At 62.9% G+C, this 17,745-nt stretch carries 11 protein-coding genes and 1 pseudogene; 2 read left to right on the top strand and 10 right to left on the bottom strand.

The window, feature by feature from the left end; translation table 11 throughout:
* Nucleotides 1-51: 51 nt before the first annotated feature.
* Entirely contained in the window at nucleotides 52-3,993 is a 3,942-nt protein-coding gene (gene putA / locus FRZ40_RS11485) for a trifunctional transcriptional regulator/proline dehydrogenase/L-glutamate gamma-semialdehyde dehydrogenase (protein ID WP_147234173.1), read from the bottom strand.
* A 306-nt stretch (nucleotides 3,994-4,299) separates the two neighbouring features.
* Between putA and FRZ40_RS44365 the strand changes: the two genes are divergently transcribed.
* The gene (locus tag FRZ40_RS44365) at nucleotides 4,300-4,458 is read left to right on the top strand and encodes a hypothetical protein (protein ID WP_167528648.1); all 159 of its coding nucleotides are present in this window, start codon (nucleotides 4,300-4,302) and stop codon (nucleotides 4,456-4,458) included.
* Nucleotides 4,459-4,521: 63 nt separating this feature from the next.
* Here the strand turns inward: FRZ40_RS44365 and FRZ40_RS11480 are convergent, their stop codons facing one another.
* The 4 genes and pseudogenes from FRZ40_RS11480 to hemE form a co-directional block, all read right to left on the bottom strand.
* The gene (locus FRZ40_RS11480; protein WP_147234172.1) at nucleotides 4,522-4,761 is read right to left on the bottom strand and encodes a hypothetical protein; all 240 of its coding nucleotides are present in this window, start codon (nucleotides 4,759-4,761) and stop codon (nucleotides 4,522-4,524) included.
* Nucleotides 4,758-5,483 (bottom strand): annotated as a pseudogene (locus FRZ40_RS11475) (putative sulfate exporter family transporter); the annotation flags it as partial. The gene FRZ40_RS11480 and the pseudogene FRZ40_RS11475, both read right to left, overlap by 4 nt.
* A gap of 146 nt (nucleotides 5,484-5,629) precedes the next feature.
* Complete coding sequence (locus FRZ40_RS11470; protein ID WP_147234171.1) at nucleotides 5,630-7,888, bottom strand: primosomal protein N'; 2,259 nt, start codon at nucleotides 7,886-7,888, stop codon at nucleotides 5,630-5,632.
* Nucleotides 7,889-8,331: 443 nt separating this feature from the next.
* Complete coding sequence (gene hemE, locus FRZ40_RS11465) at nucleotides 8,332-9,435, bottom strand: uroporphyrinogen decarboxylase (RefSeq protein WP_028364005.1); 1,104 nt, start codon at nucleotides 9,433-9,435, stop codon at nucleotides 8,332-8,334.
* 176 nt (nucleotides 9,436-9,611) lie between these two features.
* On the opposite strand from hemE, the gene FRZ40_RS11460 reads away from it, so the two are divergent.
* A complete protein-coding gene (locus tag FRZ40_RS11460; protein WP_028364004.1) occupies nucleotides 9,612-10,406 on the top strand; it encodes a transporter substrate-binding domain-containing protein in 795 nt (264 codons plus the stop codon).
* A 790-nt stretch (nucleotides 10,407-11,196) separates the two neighbouring features.
* On the opposite strand, the gene FRZ40_RS11455 is transcribed toward FRZ40_RS11460, so the two are convergent.
* The 5 genes from FRZ40_RS11455 to atpA form a co-directional block, all read right to left on the bottom strand.
* Nucleotides 11,197-12,927 (bottom strand): AMP-binding protein, encoded by a 1,731-nt coding sequence (locus tag FRZ40_RS11455; RefSeq protein ID WP_147234170.1) that lies wholly within the window; start codon nucleotides 12,925-12,927, stop codon nucleotides 11,197-11,199.
* A 199-nt stretch (nucleotides 12,928-13,126) separates the two neighbouring features.
* Entirely contained in the window at nucleotides 13,127-13,552 is a 426-nt protein-coding gene (locus FRZ40_RS11450) for a F0F1 ATP synthase subunit epsilon (RefSeq protein WP_028364002.1), read from the bottom strand.
* Nucleotides 13,553-13,681: 129 nt separating this feature from the next.
* Complete coding sequence (gene atpD / locus FRZ40_RS11445) at nucleotides 13,682-15,076, bottom strand: F0F1 ATP synthase subunit beta (protein WP_147234169.1); 1,395 nt, start codon at nucleotides 15,074-15,076, stop codon at nucleotides 13,682-13,684.
* 91 nt (nucleotides 15,077-15,167) lie between these two features.
* Nucleotides 15,168-16,055 carry a F0F1 ATP synthase subunit gamma gene (atpG, locus tag FRZ40_RS11440; RefSeq protein WP_028364000.1) on the bottom strand — a complete coding sequence of 296 codons (888 nt, stop codon included), beginning with the start codon at nucleotides 16,053-16,055 and terminating at the stop codon, nucleotides 15,168-15,170.
* A gap of 126 nt (nucleotides 16,056-16,181) precedes the next feature.
* The gene (atpA, locus tag FRZ40_RS11435) at nucleotides 16,182-17,723 is read right to left on the bottom strand and encodes a F0F1 ATP synthase subunit alpha (protein ID WP_147234168.1); all 1,542 of its coding nucleotides are present in this window, start codon (nucleotides 17,721-17,723) and stop codon (nucleotides 16,182-16,184) included.
* Between the last annotated feature and the right edge of the window lie 22 nt (nucleotides 17,724-17,745).

The following is a 17,745-nucleotide window of genomic DNA, read 5'->3' as shown; positions in this document are numbered from 1 at the left end:
TCGGGGTCGCCGTCTCGCGCCATTTTTTTGAATCGATCGAGCGAGGTTCGCTCAGCCGATCGTCATCAAATTCGCATTACCGCCTGCTGCTGCCGTATTCACGCTTACCGAACGCTCCGTCAACAGACGTTCGAGCGCGTAATCCTCGTCGCCGCTTTCCAGCGCGCGCGCCGCAACGCCCTGCACCGACACGATCGGACCCGCGCGCTTCGCGATGTCCTTCACGAGCGTCAGCAGCTCGTCGCTGTCGCCTTCGAAAAGCGCGGCTTCGAACGATGCTTCAGCGTTTTTCTTCACGCTCGCGTAAGGCTTGAGCGACGCCGGCAGCGCAGCGTACAGCTGCTCGCCCGCAGCGCCCTCGAACAACGCCTTGTTGCCCGTCGCCAGTGCCGCCGCGAACTGCACACGGGCGCCGCTCGCCGTCGACGCGACGCACAGCACCGTGCCGCGTGCGCCGAGCGTGTACGTGTTGCGCTCGCCCGTCGGCCCCGTCAGCACAGCCGTCGCGCCCGCCGGAATGTGCGACAGATAACCGTCGCAACGTGCGGCCAGCACCGGCTCGCGTTCCGCAATCAGCCAGTCGCGCAGCGTCGTCAGCGCAGCGGCAGGATTATCGCTTGCCGCGTTGCCGTTTTGGGCAGCGCCTTGCGAGCCTTCCACCATCAGCGTCTGCGCGAGCGACTTCGGCAAACCGGCCGGACGCGTCGCCAGCAGACGCTGCAGATACAGCGCGCCGCCCGCCTTCGGACCCGTACCCGACAACCCTTCGCCACCGAACGGCTGCACGCCAACCACGGCGCCGATCACGTTGCGGTTCACGTAGATATTGCCCACGTGCGCGCGGCCGATCACATGCGCGATCGTTTCGTCGATACGCGTATGGATGCCGAGCGTCAGCCCGTAACCCGTCGCGCGGATCTGTTCGAGCAGCTTGTCCAGCGCGCTGCGGCGGTAACGCACCACGTGCAGCACGGGACCAAACACTTCACGCTTCAATTCATCGATGCTGTCGAGTTCGATCAGCGTCGGCGGCACGAAGGTACCGGCGTTGCAGCCTTCGGGCGTCGGCAGTTGCGTGACCTTGCGGCCCTTCTCGCGCATCGATGCGATATGCGCGTCGATGCCGCGCTTCGCTTCCGCGTCGATCACGGGACCCACGTCGATCGACAGACGATCCGGGTTGCCCACGGCCAGTTCCTTCATTGCGCCCGTCAGCATTTCGAGCGTGCGATCCGCGACGTCATCCTGAAGACAAAGAACGCGCAGCGCGGAACAACGTTGACCGGCGGAATCGAATGACGACTGCAGCACGTCGGCGACGACCTGCTCGGCGAGCGCCGACGAGTCGACGATCATCGCGTTCTGGCCGCCTGTTTCGGCGATCAGCGGAATCGGCTTGCCATCGGGATCGAGGCGGTTCGAGAGCGTCTTGTTGATCAGACGCGCGACTTCCGTCGATCCGGTGAACATCACGGCGCGCGTGCGCGCGTCGGCGACCAGCGCGGCGCCGACCGTCTCGCCGTCGCCCGGCAGCAGTTGCACGGCGCCGGCGGGCACGCCCGCTTCGCGCAGAATGCGCACGGCTTGCGCGGCGATCAGCGGCGTCTGTTCAGCGGGCTTCGCGAGCACCGTGTTGCCCGCCGCGAGCGCAGCCGCGACCTGGCCCATGAAGATCGCCAGCGGGAAGTTCCACGGGCTGATACAGACCACAGGACCGAGCGGACGGTGCGTGTCGTTCGAGAACTCGTCGCGGATCTGCGCCGAGTAATAACGCAGGAAGTCGATCGCTTCGCGGATTTCGGCGACGGCGTTCGGCAGCGACTTGCCCGCTTCGCGCACGACGAGACCCATCAGCGTATGCATCTGCGCTTCGAGCAGATCGGCGGCACGCGCGAGGCAATCGGCGCGCGCTTCGACGGGCGTCGCCTGCCAGATCGGCGCGGTGGCCACGGCATGCGCGAGCGCGGCGCTCACGTGTTCCGGCGTCGCTTCGACAACCGTGCCGACGAGGTCGCGATGATCCGACGGATTGCGCACGTCGCGTGCATTGCCGACGGCGATCTCGTTGTCCTCGAGCATGGGCGCCGCGCGCCACGGATGATTCGCGCTCGCCAGCAGCGCCGACGACAGCGACGCAAGACGATGCTCGTTCGACAGATCGAGGCCCATCGAATTGGGGCGCTCCGCGCCGAACAGGCTGCGCGGCAGCGGGATCTTGGCGTGCGGCGCGCCGAGCGGCACGATCTTCGAGGCTTCGTCGACGGGATCGGCGACGAGATCCTTCACGGGCACCGTTTCGTCAGCGATGCGGTTGACGAACGACGTGTTCGCACCGTTCTCCAGCAGACGGCGCACGAGATACGCGAGCAGCGTTTCGTGCGTGCCGACGGGCGCATAAACGCGGCACGGACGGTTCAGCTTGTCGCGTCCCGTCACTTCTTCGTACAGCGGCTCGCCCATGCCGTGCAGGCACTGGAACTCGTACTGGCCGGGATAGTAGTTGCCGCCCGCGAGGTGATAGATCGCCGACAGCGTGTGCGCGTTGTGCGTCGCGAACTGCGGATAGACGGCATCGGGTGCGCCGAGCAGCTTCTTCGCGCACGCGAGGTACGACACGTCCGTATAGATCTTGCGCGTGTACACCGGATAACCTTCGAGGCCATCCACCTGTGCGCGCTTGATTTCCGTATCCCAGTACGCGCCCTTCACGAGACGCACCATGATGCGGTGACGGCTGCGGCGCGCCAGATCGACGATGTAGTCGATCACGAACGGGCAGCGCTTCTGATACGCCTGCACCACGAAGCCGATGCCGTTCCAGCCTTGCAGCTCGGGATCGAAACACAGCGCTTCGAGCAGATCGAGCGAGATTTCCAGACGGTCCGCTTCTTCCGCGTCGATGTTCAGGCCGATGTCGTAGCGGCGCGCAAGGATCGCGAGCGCGCGCACGCGCGGCAGCAGTTCGCTCATCGTGCGTTCCTGCTGCGAACGCGAATAGCGCGGATGCAGCGCCGACAGCTTGATCGAGATGCCGGGGCCTTCGTAGATGCCGCGGCCGCCGGCTGCCTTGCCGATCGCGTGGATCGCCTGTTCGTACGATGCGTAGTAGCGCTGCGCGTCGGCTTCCGTCGTCGCGGCTTCGCCGAGCATGTCGTACGAGTAGCGGAAACCGCGTGCTTCGAACTTGCGGCTGTTCGCGAGCGCTTCGGAAATGGTTTCGCCCGTGACGAACTGCTCGCCCATCAGGCGCATCGCCATGTCGACGCCCTTGCGGATCAGCGGCTCGCCGCCCTTGCCGATCATGCGCGTCAGCGCCGACGACAAACCCGTTTCGCTATTCGTCGTCACCAGCTTGCCGGTGATCATCAGGCCCCACGTCGCCGCGTTCACGAACAGCGACGGCGCGTGGCCGACGTGCGAGCGCCAGTCGCCCTTGCTGATCTTGTCGCGGATCAGCGCGTCACGGGTCGCACGGTCGGGGATGCGCAGCAGCGCTTCCGCGAGACACATCAGCGCGACGCCTTCCTGGCTCGACAGCGAGAACTCGTGGATCAGCCCTTCGACGCCGCCGCCCGTGCTCTTCGAACGCAGCGCTTCGACGAGCTTGCCCGCCATCGCCTGCACGTCGCTCGCGATGTTCGCGGGCAGACGCGCCTGGCCGAGCAGGAACGGCACGCACTCGGGCTCGGGACGGCGATACGCCGCCGTGATCGCCGCACGCAGCACCGACTGCGGCTGCACGCTTTGCGCGAATTCGAGGAACGGGTGCAGCCCGTCGGTATCGTCTGAATCGGCGGCGCCATCGGCCAGTTCGGTTGCACCGTGATGACCGGAGAGTTCGGCGGGAAGCTGGCCGTGTTCGATCTTTTCGAGGTACGTGAAGATCGCCTGCTTGATCAGCCAGTGGGGAGTGCGTTCGAGCCGCGTGGCGGCATCTTTCAACCGGGTACGCAGCAGATCGTCGACTTTGACGCCAAGGGTGGTGCTCGCCATGATTCCTTCTTTATGCGCCGGGCGGACGCCGGCCAAAGACTAAAAGTTGGGCGAATCGTACCCCTCCCAATAAAAAGGTGCAACCAGTTCGATGAAACGGTTGCACCCCTCTGGAATTGTTGTCCCACAAGGCTTTGCGGTCGACGTGCACCTTCCGGATGCACGCGGTTGCGCTCGGTGTTTTCCCTGGATCGGTTTATTTTCTGGCAACCCTTATCGAATCCGAAATTGCGCCGTTATACCGGTCATGAAATGCGCACTGACGCACGGTACGGGGTTCGAAGTCTCGCTATACGGGGTGACCAAATGGAAAAGTGGCTGATAGTGACGGGGGTCTGGATGATGTTCGCGAGCTGCATGGTGCTGTTCATTCGCGGCGCGACGGGTCCGTCGCGCAACGAACTCGTGCCCATCGAAGTGCGCGACGACGAGCGCGATGCGGTGCGGGAATCGATGCGCGGCTAAGCCTTCGGTGATGCGGCGCCCGCTGACGGCGGGCGCACCCGGCGCACTCATCGGCAGAAAGGATCAGCGCAGCGGCGCGAACGCGCGGCAACTGTCGCGCGGCGCGACGAGCTGATCGTGGAAAAGACACAGGCGGCTGTCGGCGACGCTCGCACCGAAGCCCGACCTGAATACGGCGAGGCCCGCAATGCTCTGCTCAAGCGAATGCCGATCGTCGGCACGAAACCGGCAATCGGCACAGCATGGCCGGCGCACGGCGGGCTGCGAGTGGATGCCGTCGTCGAGAACGGCGGGCGCGCTCACGAGCCCTGCCCCGAGCTATTCCAATACGGTGCGAACACGTGCGCGGACAGCACGTAGCCGATGGCGATATTGACAGCCACGCCCATTGTGACCGCGATGAACGGCTTAATGCCCGTGGCCGCGAGTGAACGGACGCGCGTCGTCAGCCCAATGCTGAAGAAGCAGAAGATGAACGCCTACGTGCGCAGCGCGGTGATTGGCGCAACAAATTCCGGCGTGACCACCTTGCGGTAATCGGCCAGCGAGTAATGGCTTGCGATCCACATGACGAGCGCCGACGCGGCCACGCCGCTTTCATCCGATTCCCAGCGCGTGGTCGCGACGATCGCCACCAGGAACGCCCAGATGCCGATCCAGATGTCGCGGCCTACGACTTTCATCAGCGCGAACGCCTGAAGCGACGCTTCCGGCGAGCCGGCAATCGCGCCGCCCGCGTGCTTCGCGAAATCGCCATAGGCCTGCGCGGCGGCGATCCCCGCCGCGTCGGCGAATTCCGTGGTGCCGATCCACGCGCCAGCGACGGCCGTCGACAATCCCAGCGAGCGCGACACGAGCGGCAGCACGAAGATCATCACGACCGCCCACAGGATCACGAGCGTGATCGCCACCGACGCGTGTTCGCGCTTCGCGCACACCGCGCACACCGCGCCGCCCACGCCGCCCACGCCGAGCACCGCGGCGAAACGCCTGTCGAGCCCGAACGCCTTCGCCGCGAAGAACACGCGCTGTGGATTGTTGTGATTCATGCCCCTATTCGGCGAAATATAGTCGAGCGATATTGCGAAACGAACCGACCTTTCGTTTGATCGATATGACTTGAATGGATTTGCGCGAAGATGACGCCTGATTCGCAGCGCGGGTGAAGCGATCAGATGTCGAGCGGATCGACTTCGATGCTCCAGCGCAGCACGCCCTTGAGCGTGCGCAACAACGGCTGCCAGGCGCGCAGCGTCGCCTGCAGCGCAGCGCGCGACGCGCTTTCGACCAGCAGTTGCGCGCGATGCACGTGCATCACCTTGACGATGGTAAGCGGCACCGCGTCATAGACGGTCACGCGGCTCGCGGCAGGAATCTCGGCCAGCGCCGCGGCCGCCTGCTGCAGAAAGGTGAGCGCGGCGTCGAGTGTGCGGCCTTCGGCGCGCAGCATCGCCTGATAGACGAAGGGCGGCAGATGCGCGTCGCGCCGTTCGGATAGCGTCGAATTGGCGAAGCCGACGTAATCCTGGCGAGCCAGCGCGTGATACAGCGCATGAGTCGGATAGCGCGTCTGCACCAGCACCTCGCCCGGCAGTCCGGCTCGGCCCGCCCGGCCGCTCACCTGCATCAGCTGTGCGAACAGGCGCTCGCTGGCGCGGAAATCGTGGGAAAAGAGCGCCGTGTCCGCGTTCAGCACGCCGACCAGCGAGACTCGGCGGAAATCGTGTCCCTTCGCGATCATCTGCGTGCCGACCAGAATGTCGACTTCGCCCGCGTGCACATCCGAAAACAGCGCCTGCGCGCTGCCCTTGCGGCGCGTGCTGTCGGCATCGATGCGCAACACGCGCGCGCCCGGCACCGCGCCGGCGAGTGCCTCCTCGATACGCTGCGTGCCGCGGCCGAGCGGCGCGATATCGACGTTGCCGCATTCCGGGCACGAGCGTGGAATGCGCGCTTCCCAGCCGCAGTGGTGGCAGCGCAGCGCCCTTTCCGGCTTATGCAGCACCACATAGGCGCTGCACCGCGGGCAGCCCGCGACCCAGCCGCATGCGTCGCACGCCAGCTGTGGCGCGTAGCCGCGACGGTTCAGGAACACGAGACTCTGCTCGCCACGTTCGAGGCGCGTTTTCAGCGCCGCGATCAGCGGGCCCGACAGACCTTCCACCGATGCGCGTCCGCGCCGTCGCTCGTCTTCCAGATCGACGAGCCGGACGGTCGGCAGCACGGCATCGGCGACGGCTCGGCGCGACAGCGTGAGCCGCTTGTAGCGGCCCTGATCGACCTGCCACCAGCTTTCCAGCGAGGGCGTCGCCGATCCAAGCACCACGGGAACGGCCAGCTGCTTGGCGCGCCAGATCGCCAGATCGCGCGCGGAATAGCGCAGGCCTTCCTGCTGCTTGTAGGCGGGATCATGCTCCTCGTCGACGACGATGATGGCCAGATGCGGCAGCGACGCCATGACCGCGAGCCGCGTGCCGAGCACGATGCGGGCCCGGCCCGTGTGTGCGGCGAACCAGTTGCGAGCTCGCTCGCCTTCGGCCAGACCGCTATGCAGCGTGACGATCTCGGAGTCGTCCATCGATGCGAATCGCGCGCGAAATGCCGCCTCGAACTGCGGCGTCAGGTTGATCTCGGGCACGAGTACGAGCGCTTGCGCCTGCGGATTGGCGGCCAACAATCCCGCCAGCGCGCGCAGATAGACCTCGGTCTTGCCGCTGCCCGTCACGCCGTGCAGCAGGAAGGGCGCGAAGCCTTGGGCTTCGCGGATCGCTTCGACGGCCGTCGCCTGTTCGTCGGTGAGCGTCGGCAGCGACGCGCTTCGTGGCGAATGATCCTGCGACGGACGAGGCGCTGCGGGATCGATCACGTCGAGTGCGACCCAGCCCTCGGCTTGCCACGCTTCGAGCGTCGCAGTGGCCTTCGCGTGCAGCGCCCGGGCTTCGATGGCGGGCAGCGATTCGGCTTCCGCCAGCGCGGCTGCCAGACGGCGCAGTGCGGTGGCGCGAGCGGGCAGCGCGTCCGGCAAGGCGGCACGGCCTGCGGGCAGCAGACGATAACGCTCCTCGGGCGCGAAGAGGCGCGTCCAGCGCGCCGCGTCGCGCAGCGCCTGCGGCAGCGCGGGCAGCGCAACTTCGCCGATGCCGCGCTGGTAGTAGTCGGCGGCGAACTGCGCGAGTTGCAGCCAATGCCCGGACAGCGGCGGGCACGCCATGCAGACGCTGTGGACTGACTTGATGCGATCAGCGGGCACGTCACTGTGAGCGGTCACTTCCATGACGAGCCCTACGATATGCCGCTTGCCAAACGGCACGCTGACGAGCATGCCCGGCGCCGGCGCCAAAGCGGCGTCACAGCGGTAGTCGAAGAGCGTCGGCAACGGATGATCCAGCGCGACGCGGACGTAGGTGTCGGTCAGCGCTTCGACCTGCATGAACGATGTCGGCGGAGAGAGTTATTCACAGGCACGATGCCGCGGCCGTCACACTTAAAGTAAAACTTCAAATTCGGCGCTAAGTTTTGATTTTGCATCGACAATTGCGCCCAGGCTCGTCTGCCTGTGGATAACTTTGTTGAGAACTCGGCCCCGATGGCCCGCGGACCGCGCCAATCCGGGCTCTTTGTGGGATAGCGCACATTCGTCTTAAGAACCGGGAAACCCTTATCGCTCAAGGCATTGACCAGATTTCTGCGTACTTTTCAAGTTACCTGCGACGATCCATCTCTCTACCGCGCCGCAGCGTGACAAATGTGCATAAGTCAAGTCTTGACAACGCGAAGAAGGCCTTGGGTCGGCCTGTGGAACGCTATTTTCCCTTTTGACCGCGAGCCCGGCGTCGCTGCATTGCAACACAAACGTCACAATCCGGAGCGGCCTTAGACCGCGCCCGTGCCGCTCGTCGCACGGATGGCGCGGCTGTGACGGTGCACTTCGTCGACGAGTTCGGCCACATGCTCCGGCGGCGTGAACTGGGAAATGCCATGGCCGAGATTGAACACGTGTCCCGGATGATTGCCGAAGCTGTCGAGCACCGCGCGCGCTTCGATGCGGATCGTCGAGGGCGGCGCAAACAGCACGGAAGGATCGATATTGCCTTGTAACGCGACCTTTCCGCCGACACGTTCGCGCGCCTTGCCCAGATTCACCGTCCAGTCGAGACCGACCGCGTCGACGCCCGTCGCGGCAATTTCCTCGAGCCACAGGCCGCCGCCCTTCGTGAAGGTGATGACGGGCACCCGGTTGCCATCGTGTTCGCGCTTCAGCTGACTCACGACCTGCTGGATGTAGTGCAGCGAGAAGCGCTGATAGATGCCGTCAGCGAGCGCGCCGCCCCATGTATCGAAAATCATCACGGCCTGGGCGCCCGCCTCGATCTGCGCGTTCAGATAGGCGGCAACCGCCTTCGCGTTGACGTCGAGGATGCGGTGCATCAGGTCCGGGCGGCCATACAGCATCGACTTCACCGTGCGGAAATCGTCCGAACCGCCGCCTTCGACCATGTAACACGCGAGCGTCCACGGGCTGCCCGAAAAGCCGATCAGCGGCACGCGCTGGCGGCCTTGCGCGTCCGTCAACGCCGTGCGGATCTGGCGCACGGCGTCTGTCACGTAGCGCAGCGTGGCGTCGATATCGGGCACGGCGAGGCGCGCGACATCCTCCTCGGTGCGCACGGGACGTGCGAACTTCGGCCCTTCGCCGACCTGGAAATCCAGACCGAGACCCATCGCGTCGGGGATGGTCAGGATGTCGGAGAACAGGATTGCGGCATCGAGCGGATAGCGGTCGAGCGGCTGCAGCGTGACTTCCGTCGCGTAATCCGGATTCTTCGCGAGCCCCAGAAAGCTGCCGGCGCGACTGCGCGTCGCGTTGTACTCAGGCAGATAGCGCCCTGCCTGGCGCATCAGCCAGATCGGCGTGTATTCGGTCGGCTCGCGCATCAACGCGCGCAGGAAAGTGTCGTTGAGGAGGTTGTGGGCCACGTTGCTCGCGCCTGAAGGAAGGCAAAAGCGCATTTTACCCGCTGAGCGCGCGACGCCGCCTGCGTAATCCTGGCAATTGCTGTTTGTCCTATGCCTTTAGAACAATGGTCACGGATAGTTGTGCGGACTATGATCGACTCCGTTGGATCATGATAAACAACGATAAAGGAGACTCAATGAAGAAAGCCATGATGGTTCTTGTCGGCGCGCTGTGCTGTGCCGGCGCGGTCCATGCGCAAATTGCCGCACCTGAGTCGGCGTCTGCACCGGCGTCGAGACTGGATGAAATCCTTGCCCGCGGCACGCTGCGGGCCTGCACGACGGGCGACTACAAGCCGTACTCTTTCTACAGGCAGGACGGCAAGTTCGAAGGAATCGACATCGACATGACCGAGTCGCTCGCGAAGTCGCTCGGCGTGAAGGCGGAATTCGTGAAAACGTCGTGGTCGAACCTGATGAACGACTTCGTTTCGAAGTGCGACGTCGGCGTGGGCGGCGTGTCCACCACGCTGGATCGGCAGAAAAAGGCGTTCTTCACGGTGGCGTATCAGATCGACGGCAAATCGCCGATCGTGCGTTGCGATGACGTCGACAAGTACCAGACGGTCGCCCAGATCGATCAGCCGTCGACGCGCGTGATCTTCAACCCGGGCGGCACCAACGAGCGATTCGCGAGGCAATTCTTCCCGCACGCGAATCTCACGCTGTACCCGGATAACGTGACCATCTTCAAGCAGATTCTCGCTGGCAAGGCGGACGTGATGGTGACGGACGCGTCGGAGACCCTGCTGCAGCAGAAACTCAATCCGGGTCTGTGCTCGGTGCACCCCGACAAGCCGTTCCAGTATGGGGAGAAGGCGTGGTTGGTGCCGCGCGGCGACGTTGTGTTCCAGCAATATGTCGACCAGTGGCTGCACCTCGCGCGCGCGACGGGCGAATACCAGTCCATATCCGACAAATGGTTGAAGTGACGCCGGGTTTGTGACGGCCGGTGCGGTCGCACTTACCGATTCGGCCGGAAGTTAAGCGGAGAGCGCGTCGATCGTCGCGGCGCGCTCGTCGGATGCGTCATTAGTCCGTTCAGGACGGTCGGTTAATGCGGCGACGCAACATGAGATTGAGGCATCAGCAAGCAGCAGTTTCAAACGGACGGCCACGGAATCCGTAAGAGCATTTGACTGAAGTCGGTTCGCCATGTCGCGAAGAGCGGCAACTACTCGTTTCGAGGATGTAGCGCAGCGCAATATCCGTCGCGAACGATCGCGCGAAACGCGCTGAAGTGGACTCAAAAGGTATCGGCAATATTTACGGATAACGTGTTTTCAGTGTGAAAAAAATCCCGCAGCGCCTTATCTGACGGGCGTTACAACCTGAAACACTTTGTTACCGCGCACGTCGGGTAATTCGCCCACAATGCCTTTCACGGGTTCAGCAAGGATGCGGCCGGGTAGCAGTGTCTGTGGACACAAAATCCAACGGCCGGTCGACGCAAGCGTCGAAGCTCTTCCAAGGGGCATCTCTGCTGGAGTCGTGTTCGGTGTTGATCGCGCCGATTGACGATTCCTCCAATGGTCTCCTCGCGCTAACCCCGTAGCGTGTGGTTTTTAGCGGGCTCCAGGCCCGCTTTTTTTTTGCCTTGCCAAACGTTTGCGCGCCATCTAGCTGCTGCGCGCGAACCGGCACCCTTCCCCTCAAAGCGAAACGCCGTGTGACTTGCACACGGCGTTTTTGGTTTGTCTTTCGGAATATTTGAACCGTGAATCAGGCGGTCTTGTCTTCCTTCAGGTGAAGTTCGTCGATCATCCGCTCGCGCATGACGAATTTCTGGACTTTGCCTGTCACCGTCATTGGCAACTCATCGACGAAGCGGACGTATTTCGGAATCTTGTAGTGCGCGATCTGGCCTCGGCAGAACTCCTGTAGTTCTTCGACGGTCAGGCTCTCGCCGGCGCGCAACACGACCCACGCGCACACCTCCTCGCCGTATTTCGCGTCCGGCACGCCGAACACCTGCGCGCTCTGAATCTTCGGGTGACGGAACAAAAACTCCTCGATCTCGCGCGGATAGATGTTTTCGCCGCCGCGAATCAACATGTCCTTCAGACGGCCGACGATATTGCAATAACCATCGGCGTCGATGGTCGCCAGGTCACCCGTATGCATCCAGCCATCGACGACGCTTTCCCGCGTCTTGGCCTCATCGCCCCAATAGCCCTTCATCACGGAATAACCGCGCGTACAGAGTTCGCCCGTTTCGCCGACGCGCACAATCTCGCCGAGCGGATCGACCACCTTCACCTCCAGGTGCGGCTGGATCCGGCCGACTGTCGTGGTCCGCTTGTCCAAAGGATCGGTCGTCGAACTCTGGAAAGACACGGGGCTCGTCTCCGTCATCCCGTACGCGATCGTGATTTCCGCCAGATGCATTTGCGAGACAACGCGTTTCATCGTTTCGATGGGGCACGGCGACCCGGCCATGATGCCCGTGCGCAATCGGGTGAGATCGAACGAAGCAAAGTCCGGATGATCGAGTTCGGCGATGAACATGGTCGGCACGCCGTGCAGTGCCGTGCACTTTTCTTCGGAGACGGCTCTGAGCGTCGCGCCGGGCTCGAACGCCTCACCCGGAAAGACCATCGCGGCACCCACGGAGACGCATGCCAGCACCGCGAGCACCATGCCGAAACAGTGATAAAGCGGCACCGGAATGCATAGCGAGTCTTCCTCGGTCAGCCGCATGGCCAACGCGATATAGCGCGCGTTGTTCACCACGTTTCGGTGGGTCAGCGTCGCGCCTTTCGGGTTTCCCGTCGTGCCGCTTGTAAACTGAATGTTGATGGGATCGTTGGGATCGAGCGTCGCGCCGATCGCGTCGAGTCTGGCGGGATCGAACGCGCTGCGGCCGCGCTCGACGACGTCCGAGAACGTCAGCATGCCCGGCGTCTCGGTGTCGCACATACGGATCACGATGCGCAAATCCGGCAGACGGGCCGCGTGCAGATCGCCCGGTGCGGCCGTCGCCAGTTCCGGCGCCAGCTCCTGAAGCATCTGCAGATACATCGACGACTTGAATTTCTCGGCTGAGATGATCGCCTTGCAATTCACCTTGTTCAGCGCGTATTCGAGCTCGGCAAGACGGTAGGCAGGATTGATGTTGACGAGCACAGCGCCGATGCGTGCCGTCGCAAACTGCGTCATCAGCCATTCAACGCGGTTCGGCGACCAGATGCCGACCCGATCACCCTTGCAGATACCGAGTTCCAGCAAACCCGCCGCCAAAATGTCGACTTCCTGCTGAAACTCCCGCCAATTCCATCGAATTTCCTGCTCACGGAACACCACTGCGGGCCGCTCGGGAAAGCGCTGCGCCGTGTCGACGAGAAACTGTCCGACGGTCGACTCGCTAAGCGGCACGTCGGTGGAACCGCGCACGTACGAGAGTCCGCCTTTCGGTTCAATGAGTGCACCCTCTCCTGCAGCTTGCGTTGCCATGATCCTGTCTCCAGAGGTGAATCCCAGTATTGAAATGACTTTGCGACCGATTGTGCCCCGCCGCCGATTCGTCCGGCATCAAGTCTTACCCGCAGCTTTCTAGCTGTTCCGGCGTCGGTATGATTTTGCTGACCTTTCCGTAAACGTCAAGTAGAGGACAAAAAAAGCAGCCGCGAGCGGCTGCTTTCGATTGTGCTGCTTATTGCTGTCCGCGCAGCTTGCGCAGACGCTGGATCGCGGCCAGCTGCGCCGTCGCGTACGCCAGTTCTGCTTGCGCAGTGGCGTATTCGAGGTTCGAGCCGGTGTTTTGCAGCGCTTCTTCCGCGCGCTTGCGAGCCTGCTCGGCCTTCGCTTCGTCGAGATCCTTGCCGCGGATTGCCGTGTCGGCCAGAACCGTCACCGCGCCCGGTTGGACTTCGAGGATACCGCCGGCGACGAACACGAACTCTTCTTCGCCGTTTTCCGATTCGATGCGCACCGCACCCGGACGAATCCGCGTGATGAGCGGCGTGTGGCCCGGCAGAATGCCGAGTTCGCCCGCTTCGCCCGGGAGCGCAACGAACTTCGCCTCGCCCGAGAAGATCTGCTCTTCCGCGCTGACGACGTCTACCTTGATGGTTGCCATTTATGTCGACTCCTGTGTCGGCCAGAGTGAGCGCTTCAGCGCTGACTCGAGGCCCATGCAGTGCTGGACGAGCGTAATTGCGTAGACGCTGAATCTTCGATTCAGCGTCCGCCTGGTTACACCCGGCCTTTACTGGATCTTCTTGGCCTTTTCGAAGGCTTCGTCGATCGTGCCGACCATGTAGAACGCCTGCTCCGGCAGGTGATCGCACTCGCCTTCGACGATCATCTTGAAGCCACGGATCGTTTCCTTCAGCGGCACGTACTTGCCCGGCGAGCCCGTGAACACTTCAGCGACGTGGAACGGCTGCGACAGGAAACGCTGGATCTTACGAGCGCGTGCGACCGACAGCTTGTCTTCCGGCGACAGTTCGTCCATGCCGAGAATCGCGATAATGTCGCGCAATTCCTTGTAGCGCTGCAGCGTCTGCTGAACGCCACGCGTGATCGAGTAGTGCTCTTCGCCGATCACGTGCGGGTCGATCTGACGCGAGGTCGAATCGAGCGGATCCACTGCCGGGTAGATACCCAGCGAAGCGATGTCACGCGACAGAACGACGGTTGCGTCCAGGTGGCCGAAGGTCGTTGCCGGCGACGGGTCCGTCAAGTCGTCCGCAGGGACGTACACGGCCTGAACCGACGTGATCGAGCCCGTCTTCGTCGACGTAATACGCTCTTGCAGCTTGCCCATTTCTTCAGCCAGCGTCGGCTGATAGCCCACTGCCGACGGCATACGGCCGAGCAGTGCCGACACTTCCGTACCAGCCAGCGTGAAACGGTAGATGTTGTCGACGAAGAACAGCACGTCGAGGCCTTCGTCACGGAAGTGCTCAGCCATCGTCAGACCCGTCAGCGCGACGCGCAGACGGTTGCCCGGCGGTTCGTTCATCTGGCCGTACACCAGCGCGACCTTGTCGAGAACGTTCGAGTCCTTCATTTCGTGGTAGAAGTCGTTCCCTTCACGGGTACGCTCGCCCACGCCCGCGAACACGGAGTAACCGCCGTGCTCCTTCGCGATGTTGTTGATGAGCTCCATCATGTTGACGGTCTTGCCCACGCCAGCACCGCCGAACAGACCCACCTTGCCGCCCTTCGCGAACGGGCAGATCAGGTCGATAACCTTGATACCCGTTTCGAGAAGTTCCGTCGACGGCGACAGTTCGTCGAACGCCGGTGCCTTCTGGTGGATCGAACGCGTCGTATCGCTCGCGATCGGACCCGCTTCGTCGATCGGACGACCCAGCACGTCCATGATGCGGCCGAGCGTCGGCTTGCCGACGGGCACGCTGATCGGCTTCGCCGTGTTCTTGACGATCACGCCGCGGCGCAGACCATCCGACGAACCCAGACAGATGGTACGGACAATGCCGTCGCCCAGCTGCTGCTGGACTTCGAGGGTCAGTTCCGAACCTTCGAGAATGAGCGCGTCGTAAACCTTCGGCACCGATTCACGCGGGAATTCCACGTCGATCACCGCGCCGATGCACTGTACGATCTTGCCTTCTACCAAAGCAGTAGTACTCATCGCTTTTCCTTTAGATACTCAATTCTTCACTCGCGCAGGGCGCAGTTCCGGTGGATTCGCCTGATGGCGCTTCCGCATGTCGACGTCAGCGTCAGACTGCCGCGGCGCCACCGACGATTTCCGACAGTTCCTTCGTGATCGCGGCCTGCCGGCTCTTGTTGTACACGAGCTGCAGTTCGTTGATCACCGTCTTCGCATTGTCCGAAGCGGCCTTCATTGCGACCATACGTGCCGACTGCTCCGACGCCATGTTTTCCGCGACGGCCTGATAGACCAGCGCTTCGACATAACGCACCAGCAGTTCGTCGACGACCGCTTGCGCGTCCGGCTCGTAGATGTAGTCCCACGACGTAGTCGGCGTCGGGCTATCCTTGTCTTCCTTGCGCTCGAACTGTTCCGTCGACAGCGGCAGCAGTTGCTCGATCACCGGCTCCTGCTTCATCGTGTTGACGAAGCGGGTGTACGCGAGATACACGGCCGAAACCTTGCCTTCCGAGTACATGTCGAGCTGAACCTTCACCGCGCCGATCAGCTTCTCGAGGTGCGGCGTGTCGCCCAGTTGCACGACGTTCGACACGACCTTCGCGCGCAGACGGTTCAGGAAACCGAGACCCTTGCCGCCGATTGCCGTCGCTTCGACCGTCTGGCCCTGGCCTTCCAGCTCCTTGAACTTCTGGAGCGAAGCGCGCAGCACGTTCGTGTTCATACCGCCGCACAGACCCTTGTCAGTCGTGACAAGGATGAAGCCCGTCGACTTCGCACCTTCGTTCGACACCATGAACGGGTGACGGTACTCCGGCGTCGCACTGCTCATGTGCGCAGCGATATCGCGGACCTTGTCGGCGTACGGGCGAGCAGCGCGCATGCGCTCCTGAGCGCGGCGCATCTTGGACGCGGCCACCATCTCCATCGCTTTCGTGATCTTGCGCGTGTTTTGCACGCTCTTGATCTTGCCGCGAATTTCCTTCATTCCAGCCATTGCTTGCTCCTTGTCGGCCCGAGTTGGCGCTTTAGCGCTTACTCGGGTCCCATGCAAAGCGGATCGAAGCAGCGCGAGCCATGTTCACGCGTCACGCTGCTTCAAGGTCCGTTTATGCCTTGGGGATCAATAAGCGCCCGACTTCTTGAAGTCCTTGATCGCGGCGTGCAGCGCGCTTTCGTCGTCCTTCGACAAGTCTTTGTTGTCTTCGATGCGCTTGACCAGGTCAGCATGCTTCGACTTCAGGAAATCGCGCAGGCCCTTTTCGAAGGCGAGCACTTGCGACACTTCCAGATCGTCGAGGTAGCCGTTGTTCGCTGCGAACAGCGACACCGACAGTTCCCACACTTGCAGCGGCTGATACTGCGGCTGCTTCAGCAGTTCCGTCACACGGCGGCCGCGCTCGAGCTGCTTGCGGGTTGCTTCGTCGAGGTCCGATGCGAACTGTGCAAACGCTGCCAGCTCACGATACTGTGCGAGGTCGGTACGGATACCGCCCGACAGCTTCTTCACGACCTTCGTCTGAGCCGCACCACCGACGCGCGACACCGACACGCCGGCGTTAATTGCCGGGCGGATACCTGCGTTGAAGAGGTCGGTTTCCAGGAAGATCTGGCCGTCGGTAATCGAGATCACGTTCGTCGGAACGAATGCCGTGACGTCGCCTGCCTGCGTTTCGATGACGGGCAGTGCCGTCAGTGAGCCGCTCTTGCCCTTCACTTCGCCCTTCGTGAACTTCTCGACGTACTCTTCCGAGACGCGAGCAGCACGTTCGAGCAGACGCGAGTGCAGATAGAACACGTCGCCCGGATAGGCTTCACGGCCCGGCGGACGGCGCAGCAGCAGCGAGATCTGGCGATACGCCCAAGCCTGCTTGGTCAAATCGTCATAAACGATCAGCGCGTCCTGGCCGCGGTCGCGGAAGTATTCGCCCATCGTGCAACCGGCGTACGGTGCGAGGTACTGCATCGCAGCCGATTCCGACGCCGAAGCGGCGACGACGATCGTGTATTCCATCGCGCCCGTTTCTTCGAGCTTGCGAACCACGTTCATGATCGACGAAGCCTTCTGGCCGATCGCGACGTAGATACAGATCAGGTCCTTGCCCTTCTGGTTGATGATCGCGTCGACAGCGACGGCCGTCTTGCCGCACTGGCGGTCGCCGATGATCAGCTCGCGCTGGCCACGGCCGATCGGCACCATCGAGTCGATCGACTTCAGACCCGTTTGCACCGGCTGCGACACCGACTTACGCCAGATCACGCCCGGAGCGATCTTTTCGATTGCGTCCGTCATCTTTGCGTTGACGGGGCCCTTGCCGTCGATCGGGTTGCCCAGTCCGTCGACCACGCGGCCGATCAGCTCCGGACCCACCGGCACTTCGAGAATGCGGCCCGTCGTCTTGACGATGTCGCCTTCCGAGATGCTTTCGTATTCACCCAGAATCACGGCGCCGACCGAGTCGCGCTCGAGGTTCAGCGCGAGGCCGTACACGTTGCCCGGGAATTCGAGCATTTCGCCCTGCATCACTTCCGACAGGCCGTGGATACGCACGATACCGTCGGTCACGGAGATCACGGTGCCCTGGTTGCGAACGTCTGCGCTCGCTTCAAGGCCCTGGATCCGGCTCTTGATCAGCTCGCTGATCTCAGAGGGATTGAGTTGCATTATTCGCTCCTGATAGTCAATT

Source organism: Paraburkholderia azotifigens (assembly GCF_007995085.1).
Taxonomy (GTDB): domain Bacteria; phylum Pseudomonadota; class Gammaproteobacteria; order Burkholderiales; family Burkholderiaceae; genus Paraburkholderia; species Paraburkholderia azotifigens.
This window is presented reverse-complemented; position numbering and strand designations above follow the sequence as displayed.